The organism is Bittarella sp. HCP28S3_D9 (genome assembly GCF_052065655.1).
GTDB lineage: Bacteria > Bacillota > Clostridia > Oscillospirales > Ruminococcaceae > Bittarella > Bittarella massiliensis.
This window is the reverse complement of the sequence record NZ_JBQHTP010000024.1, coordinates 1-22,725: the sequence shown is the minus strand read 5'-3', so window position 1 is coordinate 22,725 and position 22,725 is coordinate 1. Positions and strand designations below refer to the sequence as shown.

Genomic DNA, 22,725 nt, shown 5'->3' with positions numbered 1-22,725 from the left:
CAAAAGCGTACTATTCAAAATTAGGAGGCCTCTCCATGTTTGATAACCAACAAAATCCCGAAACGCCCCGGGACGAGACCGGCGGCGCTTCCCCCGCGGGCGGGCCGGGCGGCTCCAGCATTCCCGGCCCCGGGCCCTATGGGCAGCAGCAACCGGGCGGCCATCGCCCCCAGACCCCGCCTGCGGGCGGCGGCGCACAGGCGGGCGGCCAGTCCCCCTACTCCCCCTACCGGCCGGCGGGCCCGGGCGGGGCGCAGCCCTTTGTCTTTGACCCCGACCGGTACGCATCCTCCGGCGGCCCGGGGGGCAAACGGCCGGACAAAAAGCCCAAAAAGGGCAGGGGGGCGGTGGCCTTTGCTGTCATCCTCTGCTGCGTGCTGGCCCTCTCGGGCATTTTGGTGGGGGCCAACATCCTCTACAAAAACTCCCAGAAGGGCTCCGGCGGCCAGGGGGGCAGCTCCCAGGCGGGGGTGACCATCCAAAACCGCCCTGAGGACGGAGACGACGGCGATGATGCCAAGAGCGGCGAAAAGATGACCACCGAACAGGTGGCCACCAAGGTGAAACCGGCGGTGGTGGGGATCGCCGTCTACAGCCAGCAGAGCACGGTGGAGGCCAGTGGCTACGGCTCGGGCATCATCATGAGCGCCGACGGCTACATCATCACCAACGCCCACGTGGTGGAGGGGGCGGTCGGCCTGACCGTCACCCTGGAAAACGACGAGGAGTACACCGGCAAGGTGGTGGGGACGGACACCAAGACCGACCTGGCGGTGGTGAAGATCGAGGCCCAGAACCTGACCTACGCTGAGTTTGGCAACTCCGACCAGATGAAGGTGGGCGAGGATGTGCTGGCCATCGGCAACCCGGGCGGGCCCAGCCTGGCCGGGAGCGTCACCAAGGGGATCGTCTCGGCGGTCAACCGGACAGTGGGCGGCTCCACCGGCTACTCGCTGCACTGCATCCAGACCGACGCGGCCATCAACCCCGGCAACTCCGGCGGGGCGCTGGTGAACATGTACGGCCAGGTGGTGGGGATCAACTCCTCCAAGATCGCCAAGACCGAGTACGAGGGCATCGGCTTTGCCATCGCCATCAACGAGGCCAAGCCCATCATCGACGGGCTGATCCAAAACGGCTACGTGAAGGACCGGGTAAAATTGGGGGTCACGGTCATCGAGATCAACGACACCACCTCCCGCCTCAACGGGCTGCCCAAGGGCCTCTACATCAAGAGCATCGACCAGGGCAGCAGCCTGGAGGGCACCGGCGTGCAGCCGGGGGACATCATCCGCAAGTTCAACGGCGAGAGCACCGAGAGCTATGAGGCCCTGCAGGCGCAGCTGAAAAACTGCAAGCCGGGCGACGAGGTGAAGCTGACCATCTACCGGTCCCAGCAGTCGGGCACCGACAAGACCTTCGAGGTGGTGGTGACCCTCAAGGAGGACGTGCCCAACGCCGTCGTCAACCAGTCCGCCCGCTCCAAGGTGAGCTGAATGATTTTTTGACCGATCTTTTCTCCGCAAAGGGCCCCGAGAGGGGCCCTTTTTGCCCGGGGAAAGGGCGAGGGGGGGGGGCAGATCCTGCGCGCTCCCCTCATTTGCCGAACGGCCCCCCCGAAAGGGGCATAGGATGGGACTGTCGAGGTCCGGCATGCGGGCCCTCGTTGAGATAGATGGGGGGGGCCGGCTAATGTTCGCCGCCCCCCGCTTTTTTTGGGGAACCCCCCTATTCCAGCCCCTGGATCTCGGCGTGGATCTCGGCCAGTCGGTCGGGGATCTCGATGTGCTGGGGGCAGTGCTTCATGCAGGCCCCGCAGCGCCGGCACTGGTCGGCCCGGTTTTCGGCGGGGGTGAAGCGCTGGTACATGGATTTGACCAAAAACTGGTTCTGGTGCCGCTTGTAATCGTTGTAGAGGGCGAAGATGCGGGGGATGTCCACCCCAAAGGGGCAGGGCATGCAGTAGCGGCAGCCGGTGCAGGGGACGGCGGTGACCTTGCTCAGCTCATCCAGGGACTCGGCCAGGGCGCGCTCCTCCTCTTCGGCGAGGGGGGCGGCGTCTTTGAGGGTGGCGATGTTCTCCTCCATCATCGCCAAATCGGACATCCCGCTGAGGATGACCCGCACGTTGGGGTGGCCCGCCACCCAGCGCAGGGCCCAAGCGGCGTCGCTCCAGTCGGGCTGGCAGGCGCGCAGGGGGGCCTGCGCCGCCTCGGGCAGCTTGGCCAAAAAGCTGCCGCGCACCGGCTCCATGACGATGAGGGGGACGCCGGCCTCGGTGAAGAGGCGGTACTGCTCGTCGGCGTGCTGCAGCGACCAGTCCACGTAGTTGAGCTGCATCTGGGCCACGTCCCACTGGTGCGAGGCGAGGACCCGCTGCAAAAAGGCGGGGGAGTCGTGGAAGGAGAAGCCCACGTGGCGGACCTTCCCCTCGGCCTGCATCCGGCGCATGAAGTCGTAGGCGCCCAGCCGCTCGGCGTCGTCGTAGTTCTCGTGGCTGACGGCGTGCAGCAGGTAGATGTCAAAGTAGTCGACCCCGCAGCGCGCCAGCTGGGTGTCAAAGACCTTCTGCATGTCCTCTTTTTCTTTGCAGGCCCAGATGGGCAGTTTGTCCACCAGGATGTAGCTGTCCCGGGGGTACTTGGCCAGGGCGCGGCCCACATTTTCCTCAGAGGTGCCGTCGTGGTAGGGGTAGGCGGTGTCGAAGTAGTTGACCCCGTTTTCCATGGCGCAGTCCACCATCTGCTGCACCCGCTCAAAATCAACCGTCTTCTTGTCCTCCTGCAGGGGCAGGCGCATGGTGCCGAAACCCAGCAGCGGGGTGGAGAGTTCGAGGTTGCCCAGTTGTCTCCTTTGCACGTGTCATTCCTCCCTAATGGCGTGGGAAATCCCCACAGATTCGCCCTTATCATACACCATCGCCCGGACCATTGCAAAGGAAAGCGCCGCGGCGCCGGCAAAATTGACGGCCGGGCGGTTTTGTTATACAATATATCTGTATGAATGCGACTTGCAGAAAGGGGTTACCCACCTTGCTGAAAATTTCACCTTCGATCTTGTCCTGTGATTTTGCCAATTTGGAGAGCGAGTGCGCCCAGATGAAAGAGGCCGGGGCCGAGATGCTGCACATCGACGTGATGGACGGCCATTTTGTCCCCAACCTGACCCTGGGAGCGCCCATCGTCAAGTGCTTGCGGCCGAAAAACGACCTCTTTTTTGACGTGCACCTGATGATTTCCGAGCCGCTGCGCTACATCGACGACTTTGCCGCCGCCGGCAGCGACCTGATCACCTTCCACGTGGAGAGCGAGAGCGACGTGGGCGAGACCATCGCCAAGATCAAGTCCCACGGCATCAAGGCGGCCCTGTCGGTCAAGCCCGGCACCCCGGCCGAGGCGGTCTTCCCCTACCTGGACCTGCTGGACATGGTGCTGGTGATGACGGTGGAACCCGGCTTCGGCGGGCAGAAGTTCATGGGCGACATGCTCCCCAAAATCGAGGCCATCCGCAAAAAGGCCGAGGAGCTGGGGCTTTCCCTGGACATCGAGGTGGACGGCGGCATCGACGCGGGCACCGCGCCGCTGGTGACGGCGGCCGGCGCCAACGTGCTGGTGGCCGGTTCGGCCATCTTCGACAAACCCGACCGCACCGCCGCGGTGCGGGCCCTGCGGGCAGCCGGCGAGAGCGCCCTCTAATCGCCCTCTCGCGCGCCAAAAAGCGGGGGCGGGCGGGGTGACCCCCGCCTGCCGCCGCTCTCTTTCAGGCCAACCTGGCCAGCTGTTCCACTGCTTGCTGCCCGGCCAGGGGCCGCCAGTGCTCCCGGGTGGCGGCGTCGGCCACGCCCCCCGGCGGCAGCGGCCGCCCGAACTCCCCCAATAGGGAGAGGGGGCGGGGCGACTGCCCCCGGCAGGGGGCCAACCGCAGCCGGTAGCGGCCCTCGCGGGCGAAGAGGGCGCTCTCAAAGCGCCCCGGCCCGGCCTGGCGCAGCAGCGCCGCGCACCCCTGCGCCAGGTGGGACAGGCTCGCAAACTCCCACAGCTGGGGCGGCGCGCCCGACGCCAGCCCGGTGAGGTAGAGCTCCGCCCCCTCGCCCTGGCGGCGCAGCTCGACCGAGAGCGCCTCCGGCCGCAGCGGGGCCAGCCCGGTGGCCCGCTGAATGCGCGCCAGCAGCCGGGCGATGGCCTGCCGGGCCGGCTCCCCCTCGGGCCGCCAGCCCTCGCCGATCTGCAGGGCCCGCAACTCGGCGGCCTCCAGGGCGATCTTCCAGCGGTCGGCGTCTATCCTCTCAATGGTCATGGCTGTCCCATCCCCCCACTTCTCACAACCGGAAAGGAGTCCTCCATGGATCGGTCCTCCCCCCTCTACCGGCGGTATGCGCTGTCCAAAGACGTGCTCATCGCAATGCTGCCCATCTTCCTCATGAATGTGATCACCTACGGCCTTCGCCCCCTCCTCCTGCTGGCGGTGTCGATGGCGTTCTCCTATCTCTTCGACGCCCTCACCGCCCGGATGCGGCAGGAAAAATTCGACCGCCACGACATCTCGGGGATGGTCACCGGCGCCATTTTGGTGATGTTCCTCCCCGCCAGCGCCCCCTATTGGCTGGCGGTGGTGGGCGTCTTTGTGGCCATTGTGCTGGCCAAAAACGCCTTTGGCGGCTACGGCAACAACATCTTCAACCCCGCGGCGGTGGGCGGTGCCTTTTTGGCCCTCTTCTGGCCGGAATGGATGTTTTCCTATCCCCTGCCCTTCACCAGCGTGCCGCTGATTTTGCACAAGGGCGCGGTGCTGGTGGACTCCCCCCTCAAGACCATGAAGATCGGCGGGGTGCCCTTTGTGGAGAAGATGGAATTCCTCATCGGCAACTACCCCGGCCCTCTGGGGGCGGTGGGGACGCTGGTGGTCCTCTCGGGGGCGGTCTACCTCTTTGTGAAAAAGGCGGTCGACTGGCGGCTGCCGGTCTCCTTCCTGGGGGCCTGCGCCCTCTTTTCCTACCTCTTCCCCCGGCTGCACACCACCCGGCTGGACGCGGCCTGTCTGGAACTGCTCTCGGGCACCCTGGTCTTCGCGGCCTTCTTTGTGGTGACCGACCCCATCACCGCCCCCAAGCAGCCCCTGTCCCGGCTGATCTACGGGGCCCTCTTCGGGGTGATCACCATGCTCTTTCGCTACTATGGCGCCTTTGAGATGGGGATCTGTTTTGCCGCCATCGCCTCCAATGCCATGGCCGCCTTCATCGACCGCAAGGTGGCTTGGTTCCAAAGTCGCAACAGCGGCCTGCGGGTGATTTCCCAGTGAGGGCGCGGAAAGGAGTGAAGCAACTGTGACCAAATTCAAGCGGCGCTTTCGCGCCTGGAAGGAGCGGGGCCGCCTCTTTTTCGGCCGCCACCAGGACGACCTGGGCCGGGTGGATGGGATCTTCTCCCAAAACCCGATTTTGATGCAGGGGCTGGCCCTGGCGCCGGCCATCGTGGCCACCCAGTCGCTCAAGGCGGGGGTCATCCTCTCCCTGGGCTTTCTGGGAGTGGTGGTGCCCACCATCCTCCTGGGCAGCCTGCTCTTTAAAAAGGTGGACGCAGTCTACCGCACCATCCTCACGGCGCTGTTGGGGGCCCTGCTCTTTGTGCCGGTGGCCTACGGGCTGTCGCAGATGTTTCCCTTTGTCTCCACCAATGTGGGCATCTACCTGCCCATCCTGATCGTGGATTCGATCGTGGTGACCAAGTGCAGCTCTTACACCCATTTCGGGGTGGACCGCTACACCTTTTTGGACCTCTTTTGCACCTGGTTGGGCTTTACCCTGGTGGTCTGCGTGGTGGGCGCCCTGCGGGAGGTGTTGGCCTACGGGCGGCTCTGGGGCGTCACCCTCAAAGGGGTGGTGCCGGTCTCCCGCTCCATCGCCCTGCCCTTCTTCGGGTTCTTCCTCATCGCCGTGCTGGCGGCGGGCTTTCGCTTTCTCAACAACAGCTTCCGCCACTGGATCAACAAAAAGGAGGGGAAGTAAGCCATGGCACAGGTCGCAGCAAACATGCTGGTTTCGGTCATTTTGGCCATCTTTGCGGAAAACGCCCTCTTCTCCCGCGCCCTGGGGGTGGAGCGGACGCTGCTGCTGGTGGACGACATGGGGGCCATGGTCACCTTTGGCTGCCTGACCACCCTCTCGGTCACCCTCACCTCGCTGCTCACCTATCTGGTGAGTTTCCCCCTGCAGCAGGACGTCAACGCCTACATCTACAAGCCGCTCCTGTTCATCCTATGCATGGTGGCGGTCTATTTTGCCCTGTCGGGGATCGCCCGCCGCATCCGCATCCCCCGCTTTGTCAAGTGGCAGACCAAGGTGCGCCCCCACTTTCACCTGGCCACTTTCAACAGCGCCGTGCTGGGCACCCTGATGCTCTGCTCCGGGCAGGTGTTCTCCCTGCCCCAGACCGTCGGCTTCTGTTTGGGCAGCGGCGCGGGCTACACCCTGGCCACCCTCATCGTGGCCGAGGGGCAGAGAAAGCTGAAAAACCGCAGTGTCCCCGCCTCCTTTCAGGGATTGCCGGTGACGCTGCTCTACATCGGCATCCTCAGCCTCTGCATCTATGGGTTCACCGGCTACCAGCTGAGTTTTTAGGGGAAAAGGGCGAAATGGGGCCGGCAGACGGCCAATTTATGAAATTTTTTTAAACCCTTTTGCATTTTGCACACCTCGTCAAAAAAATGGTGTATACTTATCACGGCTGATCACAGCGCCCGAACAGCGGGCAAAAAGGAGGGAGTCAGGCGGATGGCGAAGCGATACAAAATCAAGCGCTACGACAAGATCTACCGCAGCAGCAACCGAAACCTGATCCGAAATATCGCCATTTGGGGCGCAGTGTTGGTGGTGCTCGCCTTTGTGGGCTTTGCCGCCTACCGTCCCCTGGTCAACTTCCTAAACGGCGTCTATACCGGGGAGAAGCCCCCCACCTCTCAACCGGCGCAGGACCCGGGCCAGACCGGCGAGGAGGAGGCGCCGCCCCAGGAGGAGAAGACCCCCGTCTACGCCAGGGTCTCCCTGAGCGACCTCGCCGACGAGGCCAAGATCGCCGAGACCGCCCAGCGGCTGGAGGCCGCCGGTGTCACCCGGGCGGTGCTCCCCCTCAAGGACAGCGAAGGGCTGGTGCACTACAACACCGGGGTGGCCACCGCCCAGGCGGCCGGGGCAGTGGCGGCCGGCGGCATCGATCTGGACCGGGTGGTCAGCATCTTTTCGGAAAAGGGGATCGAGGTGGCGGCCCAGCTGTCGGCCTTTAAAGACCCCCTGGTCTCCCGCTACGACAAGACCGCGGCGGTCCTCTACAAAAACCAGGCAGGGGTCCTCTGGCTGGACAACACCGCTAAGGCCGGGGGCAAACCCTGGCTCAACCCCAATGCCCAAAGCGCCCAGACCTACCTGAAGGCCCTGTGCGCCGAACTGGGGCAGAAGGGGGTCAAGGAGATCATTCTCGCCGACGCCACCTATCCGGTGGCCGCCTTCCTGAAGGACGCGGGCTATGGCCTCTCCGGCGGCACTACCGCCCAGCAGGCGCTGCAGGCCTCCCTCAATGGGATCGCCCAGAGCGCCAAGGAGTCGGGGGCCGAGTTGAGCCTTTACTACCCGGCCAGCCCCTGGATGTTGGCCGAACAGGTAAACGGGGTGGACTACCGGGCCCTGAAGGCCGACCGGCTCTACGTGGACGTGGGGGAGACCGGCGTGCCCAACGGCACCAAGGTGGGGGAACTCACCGTGGCGGCCGGCACCTCCCGCCAGGAGGTGGCCGACGCGGTGCGGGCGGCCCTGGAGGGCAAGACGGCCACGTCCCCCCTCTACTGCACACCCGACGGGGTGAGCGTCTCCGGGCAGGAGGAGACGGTCCCGCCCCTCTCGTAAATTCAAATCAAACAGCGCGCCAGGGAAGGACTTCCCCGGCGCGTTTTTTGTAGGCGTGCCCCGGTCGCATCAAGTCGGAGCATAGGGGGACGGCGGGGTGTGGGCACAGTGTGAACGGCCTTGGAGGGCGGGGCGGCCATGTCTCCTCTCCTCCCCACTGTGCGCCCGACGGGGGAGCGTTTCCGGACAGGGGGAGACGGTTTTGTGCCTCTCGTAAATTCAAGAGTGCTGGGGAAGTCCTTCTCCTCGATGCGTTTTATAGGGGCGTTCTAACTGTATCGAACCGGGAGGAAGTGCAGATAGCTCTGGAGGGCAAGACAACTATGTCCCCTCCCTACTGTGTATCCGTTGGGGTGGTGTTTCCGGGCAGGAGGAAAAGGTTTCGCCTTTTCTCGTAAATTCAAATCAAACAGCGCACCGGGAAAATCTCATCCCGATATTGTGAGTGTGCCCCGGTCGCATCAAGTCGGGGCATAGGGAGACGGCGGGGTGTGGGCACAGTGTGAACGGCCCTGGAGAGCGGGGCAATCACGTCTCCTCCCCACTGTGCGCCTGACAGGGGAAACATTTTCAAGTAGGGGGAACGACCTTGCCCCTCTCATAAGTCCAAATCAAACGGCGCGCCGGGAGATCCTCCCCCAGTACGCTTTTTTGTGGGTGTGCCCCGGTCGCATCAAGTCGGGGCGTAGGGGACGGCGCAGTGTTGACATGACGCGGACGGCTCCGGAGAGACGGTCCCGCCCCTTCTACCGTGCACCCGACAGGTCGGGCGTATTGGGCAGGAGGAGACGGTTCCATCCTTTTCTACAAATTTCAATCCGGCAGTGCGCCGGGAAAGTCCCATCCAGCGCATTTTTTACAGGCGCGCCCCGATTGCATTAAGTCGGGGTATGGGGGGACAGTGTGATGCGGGCACAATTTGGGCGGTCTTGGAGAGCAAGGTAGCTACGCCCCCCTTTACCATGTGTCCGATGGGGTGAGCATTCCCGAAAAGGAGGAGACAGTTCCGCACCCCTCGTAAATCCAACAGCGCACTGGAAAATCCACTCCCCCGCACCTTCTATTGTAGGTGCCCTCTGGCCGCATTGGGTCGGGGCGCGGAGGAAGCGGCGCGGTGCCGATGCGCCGGGGCGGCCTAAGGGTCGTCTTCCTTTTGGCCGCCTCATCCCACTGCCCTACAGTCGAGAGGCGTTTGGTGGAAAACACCTTCCCCGCCCCATCCAGTTGCAGGCCCGCTCTGGCGGGCCCTCGGGGTGTTCGGGGCAGTTTCTCCCCGGAGCCGGCGCAGTGAGGGGCGGGTGACCGCTTTTTTCCCTTCGCCGCAGCGGCCCCTGTCCGGCGCAATTTGGGCGGCAGGGGAAGGGGAAGAGACCCGTAGGCCGGCCTTCCGACCCTTATGGGGTGGCTTTGACGCAGGGCCTGACCGGCGCAGCCGCTCGTGCTCCCCCAGACCCCTGCAGTGCAACCCGGCGCTCCTGGAGGCAGTGCCTGCCCGTTCCGCCCCACCGAGCGGCGAGCGCCAAAGAGGACGATTTTCCCCCTTGACAAGACGGCGGGGGCGGAGTAGAATGACACCATATTCCAGAAAACCGTTGATTGAGAAGAGTAGGTGCGGAGTGCTCCCTTCCAGAGAGCTGCGGGCGGTGAGAGCGCAGCGGGCAAGGCGCCGGACTGAATGGACTCATGAGGGCGGGACGAAAGGCGGACGGCCGAGTAGTGCCCGACGGGACCTCCACCCGTTACCAAGGGAGCGCACATGGTGGTGTGCGGAGCGAGTGGGCGCTTAGACGCCAATTTGGGTGGTACCGCAGGAGAGTGATTCCCCTGTCCCAGCAGAAATTGCTGGGACAGGGGATTTTTTATTGCCGTGGAAATCGAGGGGGCGGCCGCAAAAGGGGGCCGCAAGTGCGCTCTTGCCCGGCAAAGGACCGTCGCCACCGCATCTGTCGAGTCGGGCCGCGCAAGGCCCGTGAGAAGGGGGAGAGAGGGATGAACAGCCGCGCCGCCGGGGTCTTGCCGGTGTTTCGATGGCGGGGAAAAACGCCCGCCCACAGACACCCGAAACCAATTTTTGAGGAGGACTGAACAACCATGACCTTTACCCCCATTCTGGCCTTTGCCGTGGTCGCCATTGTCTTTGCCCTGGGCGACCTGGTGGCCCGCAAAACCAAGGGCATCATCTCCGCCTTCATCGTCGCCATCGTGCTCTTCGTGCTCTTCGGCGGCGTGCTCAAGGTGCTGCCCGCCGACTTGATGGACACCTCTGGCCTCAACGCCATCATCCCCACCTTTGGCATGGGGCTGATCCTCACCAACCTGGGCTCCACCCTGGACCTCAACGAGCTGAAAAAGGAGTGGAGGACCATCCTGGTGGCCCTGGCGGCGGTGATCGGCATTCTGGTGCTGGGCTTCACCCTGGGCCAGCTCATCTTTGGCCGGGAACTGGCCCTCTCGGCGCTGCCCCCGGTCTCCGGCGGGGTGGTGGCCACCATCATCACCAGCGACGCGGCCACCGCCGCCGGCCGGCCCGACGTGGCCTCCTACGTGGCGGCAGTCAACGCCCTGCAGGTGATCGTCGGCCTGCCCATCTCCTCCTTCTGCCTAAAGAAGGCGGCCACCAAGTACGCTTCTGAGGGCAACCTGAAGCGGGCTGCCGAGGAGGGCGGCCGCCGCATCGACCTCCACTTCCTCCCCAAGACCCCCAAGGGCCTGGACAGCCCCTTCGCCCACTTTGCCCGCCTGGCCCTGGTGGCGGGGTTGGCCGAACTGGCCGCCTCGGCCACCGGCCTCAACGCCACCATCGTCTACCTCCTCTTCGGGGCGCTGGCCTCAGCCACCGGCGTGGTGGACAAAAACGCCCTCGCCAAAGCGGGGGGCGACGGGGTGATCCTGCTGGCCACCTACGCCTACTGCTCGGTCAGCTTTTTGACCATGTCCTTCTCCCAGTTTGCCAGCATCTTGGTGCCGGTCTTTGGGATGCTGCTGATCTCGGCGCTGGGCATCGCCGTCTTCTCGGTGGTGGTGGGGAAGATATTCAAGTGGAGCCCCGCCCTCTCCATCGCGGCGGGCTTCTCCTGCATGTTCGGCTACCCCATCACCTACACGGTGGCCATGGAGGTCGTCCAGGGGGTCACCGACGGCGGCGACTACACCGAGCAGGAGGTGCAGCGCCTCACCGACTACGTGCTGCCCAAAATGCTCATCGCCGGGGTGACCACCGTGAGCGTGGCCTCGGTGGTGCTGGCCGGGGTGGTGGCGCCCATGATTTTTGCATAACTGTTCGATTGGGAGAGCAGGCCGTTTTTTCGCCGGAAAAAATGGCCTGCTTTCGTCTGCGCGAGGAAGGGATTTTGGCATAAAATAACCTGCCGTGCAAATACTAGCAATGTGAAATTTCCCGCAGACGCCAGGAGGCGCCGCGGATAACGCCAGTTTTGACATGGGAGGAAAAGCCAGATGAAGGCAACGGGAATTGTGAGGAGAATCGACGATTTGGGGCGGGTGGTGATCCCGAAGGAGATCCGCCGGACCCTGCGCATCCGGGAGGGCGACCCCCTGGAGATATACACCGACAACGGGGGGGAGGTCATCTTTAAGAAGTATTCCCCCATGGGGGAGATGTCCACCTTCTCCGCCGTCTGCGCCGAGGTGTTGGCCAAGACCACCGGGCTGCCGGCCCTGATCTGCGACACCGACGGGGTGATCGCCGCCGGCGGCATCTCCAAGAAGGAGGTGCTCGACCGCCGGGTGGCCCCGGCCCTGGAACAGCTGGGGGAGGGCCGCAAAAACTACCTCTGGGAGAAGGGCGGCGAGGTGCTGCGCCCGGTGGAGGGGTTGGAGCGCCAGGCCCAGACGGCCTCCCCCATCCTCAGCAACGGGGACGTGGTGGGCTACGCGGTGCTGCTGCAGGGCGATGGCACCGCCTCGGCCACCGAGGCCGAGTGCAAGCTGACGGTGGCCGGCGCCGCCTTTTTGGGCCGCCAGATCGAGGGCTGACCCCAGCGGGGGAAAAAGCGGCATTTGGGAGTGGCAAACACCCCAAAAAAGGGATGTTTACCCCGCTTTTTGCCCCAAAGCCCCTTGCAATGGGGCGGGGGATGTGGTATAGTGAATAACACAGTAAGGTTTTATAAGTGAGGTTGAAAGAGTGGGGTTTCCCGCTCTTTCATTTTTATGGGGCCCAGGCGGGTCCCCCTCCACAGAAAATAAGGGAGGCACTGCTGTGGCAAAACGAACTTCCGGCGGCAAGACCGCCAACCTGGTGCGCGAGCTGGTCCAGCCCATCTGCCAGGAGCTGGGGGTGGAACTCTGGGACGTCCTCTATCTCAAAGAGGGGTCGGACTGGTTCCTGCGGGTGGTCATCGACCGCCCCGAGGGGATCGACCTCAACACCTGCGAGGCGGTGAGCCGCCGGGTCAGTGACCTGCTGGACGAGGCCGACCCCATCCCCGAGAGCTACTTTTTGGAGGTCTCCTCCCCGGGCATCGAGCGCGCGCTCACCCGGGATGAGCACTTTGCCCGCTACCTGGGCGAGCCCGTCCGGGTGACCATGATCCGCCCGCTGGACGGCTGCAAGGAGCTGGTGGGGGAACTGGTGAAGAAGGAAGGGGCCCTGCTGACCCTGGCGCTGGAAGGCGGCGGCACGGTGGAGATCGACCTGGCCCAGACGGCCAAGGTCAACGCCGTGGACACCGAAGAGGCGTTTGCCGACAGTGAAGATGAGGACGGAGGAATGGAGAAAAGATGAACACCGAATTTTTTGAAGCGCTGGCCCTGCTGGAGAAGGAGCGGGGCATTCCCGCCGACTACCTGCTGGAGAAGATCGAGGCCGCCGTGGTGATTGCCGTGAAGAAGGACTACAACTGCGGCGACAACGTGCTGGTGGACATCGACGCCGAAAAGTGCAAATTCGACGTTTACCTGGTCAAGACCGTGGTGGAAGAGGTGGAGGACGAGACCGCCGAACTCACCCTGGAACAGGCCCAGTCCTATAAAAAGAGCGCCAAGATCGGCGACACCATCCAAATCAAACTCAAGACCAAGGAGTTCGGCCGCATCGCCGCCCAGACGGCCAAGCACGTCATCCGCCAGGGCATCCGCGAGGCGGAGCGGGGGCTGATGGTCCGCGACATGCAGGAGAAGGAGCACGAGGTCATCACCGCCACCGTGCTGCGGGTGGACCCCCTCAAGGGCTTTGTCACCGTCGATTTGGGCAAGAACGAGGCGGTGCTGGTCCGCTCCGAGCAGGTGGAGGGGGAAGTCCTCCACGAGGGCGAGCGGGTCAAGGTCTACGTGGTGGACGTGTTGGCCACCGACCGCGGGCCCAAGATCATGATCTCCCGCACCCACCCCGGCCTGGTCAAGCGCCTGTTCGAGATGGAGGTGCCCGAGATCTACGACGGCACGGTGGAGATCAAGGCGGTCTCCCGCGAGGCGGGCAGCCGCACCAAGATGGCCGTCTGGAGCAAGAACCCCGACGTGGACCCGGTGGGCGCCTGCATCGGCCCCAAGGGCTCCCGGGTGGCGGCCATCGTCGCCGAGCTGGGGGGCGAGAAGATCGACATCGTCCGCTGGAACGAGGACCCGGTGGCCTTCATCAGCGAGGCGCTGAGCCCGGCCCAGGTGGTCGGGGTGGAGATCTTGGACGAGGAGCAGCGGACCTGCCGGGTCTCGGTGCCCGACGGACAGCTCTCCCTGGCCATCGGCAACAAGGGGCAGAACGCCCGCCTGTCGGCCAAGCTGACCGGCTGGAAGATCGACATCCGCCCCGAGAGCGGATTCTACGGCGAGGACGAAGACGAGACCCCGGCCCCCGCCCAGGACAGCGGCGAAGAGGGCTGATCCCCCCGTTTGCCGGCAAGGGCCCGCGCAGGCGGGCAAACGCGTGTTTTTTTGAGCAGAGAAGGGTGAAGAGAGATGGTTCAAAAGCGGGTCCCCATGCGGATGTGCGCCGGCTGCGGCGAACAGAAGCCCAAGCGGGAACTGATTCGGGTGGTGCGCAACAAAGAGGGGGAGGTCTCCCTGGACACCACGGGCAAAAAGCCCGGGCGGGGGGTCTACCTCTGTCCCAGCGCCGGCTGCCTGAAAAAGGCCCAAAAGGCCAAGCGGCTGGAGCGGGCGCTGAGCGCGCCCATCCCGGAGGACGTCTATGAAACCCTGCTCTCGGAGATAGAAGCCCATGGAGAGTAGAGAGAAACTGCTGAATATGTTGTCCCTCTGCCGAAAGGCGGGAAAACTGTCCATGGGTTTTGACAGCGCCAAAGAGGCGCTGGTGCGCAAAGCGAGCCGGCTTTGTCTGCTGGCTGCCGACTGCTCCCCCAAAACCGCCAAGGAAGTTCGGTTTTTTTGCGGCAGGGAAGGGGTCTCCTGCAGAGACCTGCCCGTCGGCCGCGGGGACCTTTCAAAGAGAATGGGCAAGGAGTACACCGTCCTCAGCGTGGACGACGATTCCTTTGCCGCCAGCATACAAAACCTGTTGACCTGTACGAACGAGGAGGACTGTGTATATGATTAAACAGCATCGCATCCACGAATTGGCCAAGGATATGGGCCTGCCCAGCAAGGACTTGATGGAGATTATGGAGGGGAAGGCCGACCTGACCAAAAAGCACATGAGCGCCCTGGATGACGAGCAGCTCAGCTACCTCTTTGAAAAGCTGACCGAGCGCAACCAGCTGCCCAACCTGGACAGTTACCTGGAGAAAAAGCCCGTCGCGAAAGAGGCGCCCAAGGCCCGGCCCCAGAAGGCGGCCAAGCCCAAAAAGCCCAAGGAGAAACTGCAGACGGTCAAGCTGCCGGTGGTGCAGGACCCCGAGGCCGAGAAGGCCGCCGAGGAGATCGCCAAACAGGCCAAGACCCTGCGGCACGTGGACACCCGGACGGTGGACGTCAACCTGGACAAATTCAACGAGAAGTACGACCGCATCGCCCCCCAGACCCCCAAGACCAAGAACGCCGTCACCAAGCAGAAGTTCACCAGCCGGGGACGGCGGGGCGGCTTCCGCGGCGGCAAGAAGGTGGAGACCGAGGCCCAGCGGCTGCAGCGGCTGCGGATGGAGAACATCAAAAAGACCCCGCTGAAGGTGCTCATCCCCGACGAGATCACCGTGGGCGAGCTGGCCGCGCGGATGAAGATGACCGCCGCCAACGTCATCAAAAAGCTGATGGGGCTGGGGGTCATGGCCTCCATCAGCGACACCGTCGACTACGACACCGCCTTTTTGGTGGCCAGCGAGCTGGGCTGCGCCCCCGAGAAGGAAGTGGTGGTCACCATCGAGGAGCGCCTCTTTGAAGAGGAGGAGGACAAGGACGAAGACCTGGTCACCCGCAGCCCCATCGTGGTGGTCATGGGCCACGTCGACCACGGCAAGACCAGCCTGCTCGACGCCATCCGCCACGCCAGCGTCACCTCCACCGAGGCCGGCGGCATCACCCAGCACATCGGCGCCTACAAGGTGAAGGTGGGCGACGGGGAGATCACCTTCCTCGACACCCCCGGGCACGAGGCGTTCACCGCCATGCGCGCCCGCGGCGCCCTGATGACCGACATCGCCATCCTGGTGGTGGCCGCCGACGACGGCATCATGCCCCAGACGGTGGAGGCCATCAACCACGCCAAGGCCGCCGGGGTCTCGATCATCGTCGCCATCAACAAGATGGATAAGCCCGAGGCAAACCCCGACCGGGTGATGCAGGAGCTCACCGAGTACGAGCTGGTGCCCGAGGAGTGGGGCGGCGACGTGATCTGCGTGCCTGTCTCGGCCACCACCAAACAGGGCATCGACACCCTGCTGGAGATGGTGCAGCTGACCGCCGACGTCAAGGAGCTCAAGGCCAACCCCAACCGGATGGCCAAGGGCGCCGTCATCGAGGCCAAGCTGGACAAGGGCCGCGGCCCGGTGGCCACCGTGCTGGTGCAAAACGGCACCCTGCACCGGGGCGACGTGGTGATCGCCGGCACCGCCGTGGGCCGTGTGCGGGCCATGACCGACGAGAACGGCCGCCGCCTGGAAGAGGCCGGCCCCGCCACCCCGGTGGAGATCACCGGCCTGGCCGAGGTGCCCGCCGCGGGCGACGACTTCAACGCCGTCGAGAACGAGAAGCTGGCCCGTGAGCTGGTGGAGAAGCGCCGCTACCAGCAGAAGCAGGAGCAGTTCAACTCCTACCAGAAGGTCACCCTGGAAAACCTGTTCAGCCAGATCGAGCAGGGCGAGTCCAAAGAGCTCTCCATCATCGTCAAGGCCGACGTGCAGGGCTCGGTGGAGGCCGTGCGCCAGTCGCTGGAGAAGCTCTCCAACGACGAGGTCAAGGTGCGGGTCATCCACGGCGCGGTGGGCGCCATCACCGAGTCGGACGTGATGCTGGCCGAGGCCTCCTCCGCCATCATCGTCGGCTTCAACGTCCGCCCCGACCCCCTGGCCAGGAACCGGGCGGAAGAGGCCGGGGTCGACCTGCGGCTCTACCGGGTCATCTACGACGCCATCGAGGACGTGGAGTCGGCCATGAAGGGGATGTTGGCCCCCAAGATCCGCGAGGTGGACTTGGGCCGGGCCGAGATCCGTCAGGTCTACCGCATCTCCAACGTGGGCGCGGTGGCCGGCTGCTACGTGACCGAGGGCAAGATCCTCCGGGGCGCCAAGATCCGGGTGGTCCGGGACGGCATCATCATTGCCGACGACGAGCTGGCCAGCCTCAAGCGCTTTAAAGACGACGTCAAAGAGGTGGCCCAGGGCTACGAGTGCGGCATGAGCCTGCAGAAGTTCAACGACATCAAGGAAGGCGACTTCTTCGAGGCTTATATGATGGAGGAATACAGAGAAGACTAATAGGGGCGCGACCCGCGCCGCAATCTGCCCCGGCCGCCCCCAACCGGGCGGCCGGGGATAGGGAGGGGAAACCATGTCATCCTTTCGGGTAAACCGCATCTCTGAAGATGTGAAGAAGGAACTGGTGGACATCATCCGGGTCCTCAAAGACCCGCGCATCAAGCACGGGGTCATCTCCATCGTCAAGGCAGAGGTGACCAGCGACCTGTCCTACGCCACGGTGTACGTCTCGTCCCTCGACGGGATCGAGGACGCGAGGGAGGCCGTCAAGGGCTTTGAGAGCGCGGCCGGCTATATCCGCCGGGAGATCGGCAACCGCCTGCGGCTGCGCCGGACCCCGGAATTCCGGTTCGTGGCCGACGACTCCATCGCTTACAGCAGCGAGATCTTCAAAAAGCTGGACGACATCCGGGAAAAGGACCGGCAGAACCGGCAGAAGGACCAGACCGAGTCCGATTGACAGAGGTGTTCCGGCGAGACCTAGGGGCCGCCCCGCACAGGCGGGGCGGCCCTTCCTCGTCGGCGCGCCCAAAACCGGCCCCGAGGAGGGGCCCTATCAAAGGGGGAGACGTTGGAGATGGAGATGACGGTAAAAGGGGCGGCAGACCTGCTCAAGGGGGCAAAGGACGTGCTGATCCTCTGCCACCAGAGCCCGGACGGGGACACCCTGGGCAGCGGGTACGGGCTGTACTTCTGCCTGAAAAAGCTGGGGGTGCGGGCCCGTGTGCTCTGCCCGGACGAGATACCGGAGCTGTTCAAACCCCTCCTGCGGGGGTACAGGGAGGAGCCGTTCGACCCCGCCCTGGTGGTGGCGGTGGACATCGCCGACGCCAAGCTGATGGGCCGCCTCTGCGCGCAGTACGGCGATTCGGTGGACCTCTGCATCGACCACCACATCTCCAACACCGGGTACGCCCGCCGGCTGCTTTTGGACCGGGAGGCCGCCGGCACCGCCGAGGTCATCTTCGCCCTGGCAAAGGAGTGGGGGCTGGCGCCCGACCCCCACCTGGCCGACTGCCTCTACACCGGCATCGCCACCGACAGCGGCTGCTTCAAATACCAAAACACCACCCCCCGCACCCACCGCATCGCCGCCGAGCTGATGGAGTGGGGGGCCGACGCGGCCGAAATCAACCGGGCGATCTTCGACACCAAATCCCAGGGGCGCTTGGCGGCCGAGAGCGCCCTGATCCGCTCGATCCGCTATTTCTGCGGCGGACGGCTGGCCGTGGCGGTGATGGACCTGGCGACCATCGCCGAGGCCGGGGCCGGCCCGGCCGACTTTGACGGGCTGACCGCCCTGCCCCGCCAGGTGGAGGGGGTGGAGATCGGGGTCACCCTGCGGGAGCGGGAACCCGGCTTCTTTAAAGTGAGCGTGCGCACCTCCCGCTATGTGGACGCCTCGGCCCTGGCGGCCCGGCTGGGGGGCGGCGGCCACATCCGCGCCGCGGGCTGCACCGTCCGCGGCACGGCGGACGAGGCGGTGGAGACCATCCACCAACTGGCAAAGGAGTTTTTGCACTAGATGGACGGGATTTTGTGCGTCAACAAGCCGGAGGGGTTCACCTCCTTTGACGTGATCGCCAAGATGCGGGGGATCGCCCGCTGCAAGAAGATCGGCCACGGGGGGACGCTGGACCCCATGGCCACCGGGGTGCTGCCCCTCTACTTCGGCGCGGCCACCCGGGCGGTGGACATGGTGCCCGGCCAGAAAAAAGAGTACCGGGCCACCTTTTTGCTGGGCCGGACCACCGACACCCTGGACCGCACCGGCACCCTGCTGGAGACCCGGCCGGTGCGGGTGGGGCGGGCGGAGGTGCTGGCCCTGCTGCCCCGCTTCACGGGGGAGCAGGAGCAGCTGCCCCCCATGTACTCGGCGGTGTCGGTGGGGGGGCGGCGGCTCTACGACCTGGCCCGCCAGGGCATCGAGGTGGAGCGCAAGCCCCGCCGGATCACCATAGAGGAGCTGGAGCTGCTGGACGGCGAGGGGGACAGCTACACCCTGCGCATCCTCTGCAGCAAGGGCACCTATGTGCGCTCGTTGGTGAGCGACCTGGGCGAGGCCCTGGGCTGCGGCGCGGTGCTCACCGACTTGGTGCGCACCCGCTCCGGCCCCTACACCCTGAAAGAATGCATCACCCTGGAAGAGGCCCAGGCCAAGCGGGAGGAGCTGGCCTCCCTTTTGCTGCCGGTGGAGACGGCCTTCGCCCACCTGCCGGCGCTCTCCCTCTCGGCCCACTTTGCCCGCCTCTTTGCCAACGGGGTGCGGCTGCGGGCCGAGCAGGTGGGCAGCCCGCAGCCCGGCGAGTACCGGGTCTTTGGGCCGGACGGCTTTTTGGGGGTCGCCCTGCAAGACGGGGGACAACTGCGGATCAAACGCCTGTTTTTAGGGGGGAGATAGCCGATGGAAGTGGCGGCAACACTGGACTTTTGCAGTTTGCAGCAGACCTCGGTGGCGCTGGGGTACTTTGACGGGGTGCACCGGGGCCTCATGGAGGTGATTTCCCGGGCGGTGGGCACCCCCCGGGAGAAGGGGCTGCGCCCGGCGGTCTTCACCTTTGTGGCCGAGGGGGGCCGCAAGGGGGAGCGGGCCCTGCAGGGGCAGCTGCTCACCGAGGCGGCCAAGGAGCGGCTGCTGGCGGGCGCCGGGGTGGAGCTGGTGCTCACCCCCCACTTCGCCAGCTTTCGCCAGATGGAGCCCGAGCAGTTCGTGGCCGAGGTGATCCACCTGCGGCTGCGGGCCCGGGCGGTGACCTGCGGCTACGACTTTCGCTTTGGCCGGGGCGGGGCGGGGGACGCCGCCGCCCTCAAGTGCCTCTGCGCCCCCCTGGGCATCGCCGTGGAGGTGGTGCCCGAGTTCCGGCTGGCGGGGCGGGAGGTCTCCTCCACCCGCATCCGCGCCCTCATCGCCCAGGGCGAGGTGGAGGAGGCGGGCCGGCTGCTGGGCTACCCCTTCGCTGTAGAGGGGAGCGTGGGCCAGGGCAACCACCTGGGCCGCACCCTCCAGTTCCCCACCGTCAACCAGCGACTGCAGGAGGGGATGGTGCAGCCCCGCTTCGGGGTCTATGTCTCCCGCACCCGGGCGGCCGGGCGCTGGTGGCCCTCGGTGACCAATGTGGGGGTCAAGCCCACGGTGGGGAGCGAGTGGCCGGTGGCCGAGACCAACCTGCTGGGCTTTTCCGGTGACCTGTACGGGGCCGAGATACGGGTGGAGCTGCTCCACTTTCTGCGGGGGGAACAGAAGTTCGCCTCGGTGGAGGCGCTGCGGGAACAGATTGCCCGGGACGTGCAGAGCGCCCGGGACTACTTCGCCCAAAACGGCTGAGAGGTGGACCTCGCCAGGGCAACGGGCGGTATCTGCCGGCCGAAAAGGGCGTGCTCCGGCCTTTGCCCCAGAGAGGGGCGCCGGGATGTTGGCATCGCCCCGCCCCCCATTGCCCCCATCGCCCCCGGTGGGACGCCGTTTCGCGCCGTTTACCCCCCTTCAAATCGCTTTTTGCCTCTTCGGCGCCCATTCTTTCAGGAGGGGCTTCTGCCAAAGCCCGTTTGCGCTCCTCCGGTCAAACCGGGGAGAGGCTGGGTGTCAAAGCTGCAAAATAAAAATACAGGCAGGCGGATGATACGCCTGCCTGTATTATTTTTATAAAAACAACAAATCGTATTGTCCGGGCGGGTCAGGGGGCGATCAGAACGGCCCGCACCGGCGCGCCGTCGCTGCCGGCGATCTTGACGGGGGCGGCCGAGAGGAAGTAGCGCCCCGGCTCGACCCCCTCCAGCTTGAGGGTCTCGATGATGGCGATCCCCTCGCCGAGGATGCTCTGGTGGGGCGGTTTCTCCCCGCCCACCGGGCCCACCGAGAGGGCGTCGGTGCCCAGGGTGATGATCCCCTTCTCCCGGAGGATGGGGCCGGCGTTCTCGCTGAAAAAGGCAAACCCCTTGACGAGGAGGATGGAGCAGCCCTGGGTGTCCAGCTCCCGCAGCCAGGTGTCGCCCACAGTCTGGCCGGGATAGCTGACCACCAGGCATTCGCCGATGTAGTGCTCCAGCGGCATGTCGGCGATGGAGACCGGCGAGTCGGTGAAGTGGCAGGGGGCGTCGGTGTGGGTGCCCTTGTGCACCGAGGTGGTGATTTGGGTGCAGTTGCAGTCGTCCCCTCGCGCCCGGCTGAGGGTCTGGCGGGTCTCGGCCGGCGGGTCGCCCGGGTAGAGGGGGGCCGAGAGCAGTTCGTGGGAGATGTCGATCAGACGCATGGCAAGCGCCGCCTTTCCGTTTTCTTTTCTCCAGCATAGCAGAGAGTTTCCCCCCTGTACAGGGGCGGCGGCACTTTTGGGGCAAAAAAGTGCCGGGCCTACCGTTCGCCGATGGCGGCGATGATTTCGTAGGTCTTGCGCTCGCGCAGGGCGGGGCTCGGCCGCCGCGGCACCAGCGCCCCGGTGTCGAGTGTCCGGTCAAGGGCGATCAGCCGCTCGTTCTGGGCAATTTTGTCCCGGTTTTCCCGCAGGATGCCCGCCGTTTTGGAGGCGGGCTGGGCGGCGATGTACGGGGCGATCCCCCCGCTGTGCAGAATGGCCGCCGCGGTCTTGGGGCCGATCCCCCGCACCCCCTCGATGTTGTCGCTCTTGTCCCCCACCAGGGCCTTGTAGAGGACGTACTCCCCGGGCGCGATCTGAAACCGCTCCCTCACCCGCCGGCAGTCGAAGAGGACGCTGTTTTTCCCCCGGGGAACGTAGAGGGTGGTGCGCCCGTCCACCAGTTGAATGAAGTCGGAGTCGGTGGAGACGACGGTGCAGGCTCGCCCGGCTGCCCCCTCCCGCGCCACGAGGGAGGCGATGAAGTCGTCGGCCTCCACCCCCTCCGCCTCCCGGTGGGGGATGTCCAGGTAGTCCAGCGCCTTTTTGATGAGGGGCAGTTGGGCAAAGGGGTTCTCCCCCTCCGGCACGTCGGCGCAGTCGCGGCGGTTGGCCTTGTAGCCGCTGTCGATGGCCAGATTGCCCGCCCAACTGGTCTCGCTGTCAAAGACGACGGCCAGGGCGCAGGGGTCAAACTGCTCGGCCAGCTTCTTCAGGCTCCCCAAAAAGCCCACCAGCCCCTTGATTTCCCGCCCCTCCCTGTTTAAAATAGAGGCGGGGATCCCATAGTACATCCGAAACAGCAGGTTGTGCCCGTCCACGACGACGATTTTTTCCATCTTTTCGCCCTCCCCGATCAAAAGGTGATGTGGGCCGCCGTTCGGCCCTGCGGTCGCCTCCGTCCCCCAGCGCAAAAGGGGGGGCGGGGCGGTTTTCTCTGTCCCCCCGCCGGCGGGGGGATAAAAAAAGACAGGTATGATGTCGATCATACCTATCTCTAGGGTCCGGCCGCCCGGCCGGAAGAAACTGCTTCTGCCCCCATTATAGCAGAGGGGCGGGCCCTTGGCAACGCCCCTCCCCCTCCCTTTTTTGGAGGGGGAGGAGGGGGCCGTTCCCCGCCGGCGAACGCCGGGAAAAGATTGGATTTTTGCTTTACAACAGCCCTGGTTTGTGGTATCCTAACAACTGTGTGACCCATTACTTGGCTCTGGGGGCATGCCCCGAAACGGGGAGTTCACCTGCCCACTGCGAAGTTTTGCGGCGCAAATTTTACAATGAGGTGAAAGACATGGAAAACAAACAGGAACTCATCGCCAAATACCGCGTCAATGAGAAAGACACCGGCTCGCCGGAGGTGCAGATCGCCCTTCTGACCGCCCGCATCAACCACCTGAGCGAGCACCTGAAAGAGCACCCCCACGACCACCACTCCCGCCGGGGTCTGCTGAAGATGGTCGGCAAGCGCCGCAACCTGCTCAAGTACCTGACCAAGGTCGATGTGGAGCGGTACCGCGCCATCATCAAAGAGCTGGGCATCCGCAAGTAGGCGACGATCAAAAAAACAGAGAGGGCCCTGGCCACTATCGGCCAGGGGCCTTTTTTTGCAGGAGCGGGGGGGGGGGGGGGGGGGGGGGGGGGGGGGGGGCGGGGGGGGGGG

At 65.0% G+C, this 22,725-nt stretch carries 22 protein-coding genes and 1 other annotated feature; of the genes, 18 read left to right on the top strand and 4 right to left on the bottom strand.

The window, feature by feature from the left end:
• Positions 1-35 precede the first annotated feature (35 nt).
• A complete protein-coding gene (locus ACTNAU_RS11440; protein WP_441098495.1) occupies positions 36-1,496 on the top strand; it encodes a S1C family serine protease in 1,461 nt (486 codons plus the stop codon).
• A 232-nt stretch (positions 1,497-1,728) separates the two neighbouring features.
• Here the strand turns inward: ACTNAU_RS11440 and ACTNAU_RS11435 are convergent, their stop codons facing one another.
• Positions 1,729-2,859 carry an aldo/keto reductase gene (locus tag ACTNAU_RS11435; protein WP_441098494.1) on the bottom strand — a complete coding sequence of 377 codons (1,131 nt, stop codon included), beginning with the start codon at positions 2,857-2,859 and terminating at the stop codon, positions 1,729-1,731.
• A gap of 140 nt (positions 2,860-2,999) precedes the next feature.
• Here ACTNAU_RS11435 and rpe point away from each other — a divergent pair, with 140 nt between their 5' ends.
• Complete coding sequence (rpe, locus tag ACTNAU_RS11430) at positions 3,000-3,695, top strand: ribulose-phosphate 3-epimerase (protein WP_441098493.1); 696 nt, start codon at positions 3,000-3,002, stop codon at positions 3,693-3,695.
• A 64-nt stretch (positions 3,696-3,759) separates the two neighbouring features.
• Here the strand turns inward: rpe and ACTNAU_RS11425 are convergent, their stop codons facing one another.
• Complete coding sequence (locus ACTNAU_RS11425; protein WP_216400963.1) at positions 3,760-4,296, bottom strand: adaptor protein MecA; 537 nt, start codon at positions 4,294-4,296, stop codon at positions 3,760-3,762.
• Positions 4,297-4,341: 45 nt separating this feature from the next.
• Here ACTNAU_RS11425 and ACTNAU_RS11420 point away from each other — a divergent pair, with 45 nt between their 5' ends.
• The 15 genes from ACTNAU_RS11420 to ribF all read left to right on the top strand — a co-directional run bounded on the left by ACTNAU_RS11420 (position 4,342) and on the right by ribF (position 20,044).
• The gene (locus tag ACTNAU_RS11420) at positions 4,342-5,298 is read left to right on the top strand and encodes an RnfABCDGE type electron transport complex subunit D (RefSeq protein WP_441098492.1); all 957 of its coding nucleotides are present in this window, start codon (positions 4,342-4,344) and stop codon (positions 5,296-5,298) included.
• A 25-nt stretch (positions 5,299-5,323) separates the two neighbouring features.
• A complete protein-coding gene (locus ACTNAU_RS11415; protein WP_185915937.1) occupies positions 5,324-6,004 on the top strand; it encodes an Rnf-Nqr domain containing protein in 681 nt (226 codons plus the stop codon).
• Between the two features lie 3 nt (positions 6,005-6,007).
• The gene (locus ACTNAU_RS11410) at positions 6,008-6,616 is read left to right on the top strand and encodes an Rnf-Nqr domain containing protein (protein WP_185915936.1); all 609 of its coding nucleotides are present in this window, start codon (positions 6,008-6,010) and stop codon (positions 6,614-6,616) included.
• A gap of 153 nt (positions 6,617-6,769) precedes the next feature.
• The gene (locus ACTNAU_RS11405) at positions 6,770-7,894 is read left to right on the top strand and encodes a putative glycoside hydrolase (RefSeq protein WP_441098491.1); all 1,125 of its coding nucleotides are present in this window, start codon (positions 6,770-6,772) and stop codon (positions 7,892-7,894) included.
• 1,583 nt (positions 7,895-9,477) lie between these two features.
• Positions 9,478-9,729 (top strand) — a binding site (T-box leader).
• Positions 9,730-9,985: 256 nt separating this feature from the next.
• Positions 9,986-11,170 (top strand): hypothetical protein, encoded by a 1,185-nt coding sequence (locus ACTNAU_RS11400; RefSeq protein ID WP_185915934.1) that lies wholly within the window; start codon positions 9,986-9,988, stop codon positions 11,168-11,170.
• 180 nt (positions 11,171-11,350) lie between these two features.
• Complete coding sequence (locus tag ACTNAU_RS11395; protein WP_021658655.1) at positions 11,351-11,890, top strand: stage V sporulation T C-terminal domain-containing protein; 540 nt, start codon at positions 11,351-11,353, stop codon at positions 11,888-11,890.
• Between the two features lie 226 nt (positions 11,891-12,116).
• Positions 12,117-12,641, top strand: a complete 525-nt coding sequence (gene rimP / locus ACTNAU_RS11390) for a ribosome maturation factor RimP (RefSeq protein WP_059004467.1) — start codon at positions 12,117-12,119, stop codon at positions 12,639-12,641.
• Positions 12,638-13,735 (top strand): transcription termination factor NusA, encoded by a 1,098-nt coding sequence (gene nusA / locus ACTNAU_RS11385; protein ID WP_185915932.1) that lies wholly within the window; start codon positions 12,638-12,640, stop codon positions 13,733-13,735. The genes rimP and nusA overlap by 4 nt, the downstream gene beginning before the upstream one ends.
• 75 nt (positions 13,736-13,810) lie before the next feature.
• Entirely contained in the window at positions 13,811-14,083 is a 273-nt protein-coding gene (gene rnpM / locus ACTNAU_RS11380; protein WP_021658652.1) for an RNase P modulator RnpM, read from the top strand.
• The gene (locus tag ACTNAU_RS11375) at positions 14,073-14,408 is read left to right on the top strand and encodes a L7Ae/L30e/S12e/Gadd45 family ribosomal protein (RefSeq protein ID WP_021658651.1); all 336 of its coding nucleotides are present in this window, start codon (positions 14,073-14,075) and stop codon (positions 14,406-14,408) included. The genes rnpM and ACTNAU_RS11375 overlap by 11 nt, the downstream gene beginning before the upstream one ends.
• Entirely contained in the window at positions 14,401-16,719 is a 2,319-nt protein-coding gene (infB, locus tag ACTNAU_RS11370; RefSeq protein WP_441098490.1) for a translation initiation factor IF-2, read from the top strand. Before ACTNAU_RS11375 ends, infB begins: the two co-directional genes overlap by 8 nt.
• Before the next feature lie 73 nt (positions 16,720-16,792).
• Complete coding sequence (gene rbfA / locus ACTNAU_RS11365; RefSeq protein ID WP_185915930.1) at positions 16,793-17,179, top strand: 30S ribosome-binding factor RbfA; 387 nt, start codon at positions 16,793-16,795, stop codon at positions 17,177-17,179.
• Between the two features lie 117 nt (positions 17,180-17,296).
• Complete coding sequence (locus ACTNAU_RS11360; protein ID WP_441098489.1) at positions 17,297-18,244, top strand: DHH family phosphoesterase; 948 nt, start codon at positions 17,297-17,299, stop codon at positions 18,242-18,244.
• Complete coding sequence (truB, locus tag ACTNAU_RS11355; protein WP_441098488.1) at positions 18,245-19,120, top strand: tRNA pseudouridine(55) synthase TruB; 876 nt, start codon at positions 18,245-18,247, stop codon at positions 19,118-19,120.
• A gap of 3 nt (positions 19,121-19,123) precedes the next feature.
• Entirely contained in the window at positions 19,124-20,044 is a 921-nt protein-coding gene (ribF, locus tag ACTNAU_RS11350) for a riboflavin biosynthesis protein RibF (RefSeq protein WP_441098487.1), read from the top strand.
• Between the two features lie 349 nt (positions 20,045-20,393).
• On the opposite strand, the gene ACTNAU_RS11345 is transcribed toward ribF, so the two are convergent.
• Positions 20,394-20,969 carry a cyclase family protein gene (locus ACTNAU_RS11345; RefSeq protein ID WP_256136130.1) on the bottom strand — a complete coding sequence of 192 codons (576 nt, stop codon included), beginning with the start codon at positions 20,967-20,969 and terminating at the stop codon, positions 20,394-20,396.
• A 98-nt stretch (positions 20,970-21,067) separates the two neighbouring features.
• Positions 21,068-21,907 carry a 5'-3' exonuclease gene (locus ACTNAU_RS11340; RefSeq protein ID WP_185915926.1) on the bottom strand — a complete coding sequence of 280 codons (840 nt, stop codon included), beginning with the start codon at positions 21,905-21,907 and terminating at the stop codon, positions 21,068-21,070.
• Positions 21,908-22,356: 449 nt separating this feature from the next.
• On the opposite strand from ACTNAU_RS11340, the gene rpsO reads away from it, so the two are divergent.
• Positions 22,357-22,614, top strand: coding sequence for a 30S ribosomal protein S15 (gene rpsO / locus ACTNAU_RS11335; RefSeq protein WP_044992442.1), 258 nt, complete (start codon positions 22,357-22,359; stop codon positions 22,612-22,614).
• The last annotated feature ends 111 nt before the right edge of the window (positions 22,615-22,725 follow it).

Excerpts from the sequence above, each read along its gene's own strand:
- ACTNAU_RS11405 (WP_441098491.1), top strand. The coding sequence starts at position 6,770 with ATGGCGAAGCGATACAAAATCAAGCGCTACGACAAGATCTACCGCAGC.
- ACTNAU_RS11420 (WP_441098492.1), top strand. The coding sequence starts at position 4,342 with ATGGATCGGTCCTCCCCCCTCTACCGGCGGTATGCGCTGTCCAAAGAC.
- ACTNAU_RS11400 (WP_185915934.1), top strand. The coding sequence starts at position 9,986 with ATGACCTTTACCCCCATTCTGGCCTTTGCCGTGGTCGCCATTGTCTTT.
- ACTNAU_RS11395 (WP_021658655.1), top strand. The coding sequence starts at position 11,351 with ATGAAGGCAACGGGAATTGTGAGGAGAATCGACGATTTGGGGCGGGTG.
- rpsO (WP_044992442.1), top strand. The coding sequence starts at position 22,357 with ATGGAAAACAAACAGGAACTCATCGCCAAATACCGCGTCAATGAGAAA.
- ACTNAU_RS11425 (WP_216400963.1), bottom strand. The coding sequence starts at position 4,296 with ATGACCATTGAGAGGATAGACGCCGACCGCTGGAAGATCGCCCTGGAG.
- ACTNAU_RS11410 (WP_185915936.1), top strand. The coding sequence starts at position 6,008 with ATGGCACAGGTCGCAGCAAACATGCTGGTTTCGGTCATTTTGGCCATC.
- rpe (WP_441098493.1), top strand. The coding sequence starts at position 3,000 with ATGAATGCGACTTGCAGAAAGGGGTTACCCACCTTGCTGAAAATTTCA.
- ACTNAU_RS11340 (WP_185915926.1), bottom strand. The coding sequence starts at position 21,907 with ATGGAAAAAATCGTCGTCGTGGACGGGCACAACCTGCTGTTTCGGATG.
- ACTNAU_RS11440 (WP_441098495.1), top strand. The coding sequence starts at position 36 with ATGTTTGATAACCAACAAAATCCCGAAACGCCCCGGGACGAGACCGGC.
- infB (WP_441098490.1), top strand. The coding sequence starts at position 14,401 with ATGATTAAACAGCATCGCATCCACGAATTGGCCAAGGATATGGGCCTG.
- nusA (WP_185915932.1), top strand. The coding sequence starts at position 12,638 with ATGAACACCGAATTTTTTGAAGCGCTGGCCCTGCTGGAGAAGGAGCGG.
- ACTNAU_RS11375 (WP_021658651.1), top strand. The coding sequence starts at position 14,073 with ATGGAGAGTAGAGAGAAACTGCTGAATATGTTGTCCCTCTGCCGAAAG.
- ACTNAU_RS11345 (WP_256136130.1), bottom strand. The coding sequence starts at position 20,969 with ATGCGTCTGATCGACATCTCCCACGAACTGCTCTCGGCCCCCCTCTAC.
- ACTNAU_RS11360 (WP_441098489.1), top strand. The coding sequence starts at position 17,297 with ATGGAGATGACGGTAAAAGGGGCGGCAGACCTGCTCAAGGGGGCAAAG.
- rnpM (WP_021658652.1), top strand. The coding sequence starts at position 13,811 with ATGGTTCAAAAGCGGGTCCCCATGCGGATGTGCGCCGGCTGCGGCGAA.
- truB (WP_441098488.1), top strand. The coding sequence starts at position 18,245 with ATGGACGGGATTTTGTGCGTCAACAAGCCGGAGGGGTTCACCTCCTTT.
- ribF (WP_441098487.1), top strand. The coding sequence starts at position 19,124 with ATGGAAGTGGCGGCAACACTGGACTTTTGCAGTTTGCAGCAGACCTCG.
- rbfA (WP_185915930.1), top strand. The coding sequence starts at position 16,793 with ATGTCATCCTTTCGGGTAAACCGCATCTCTGAAGATGTGAAGAAGGAA.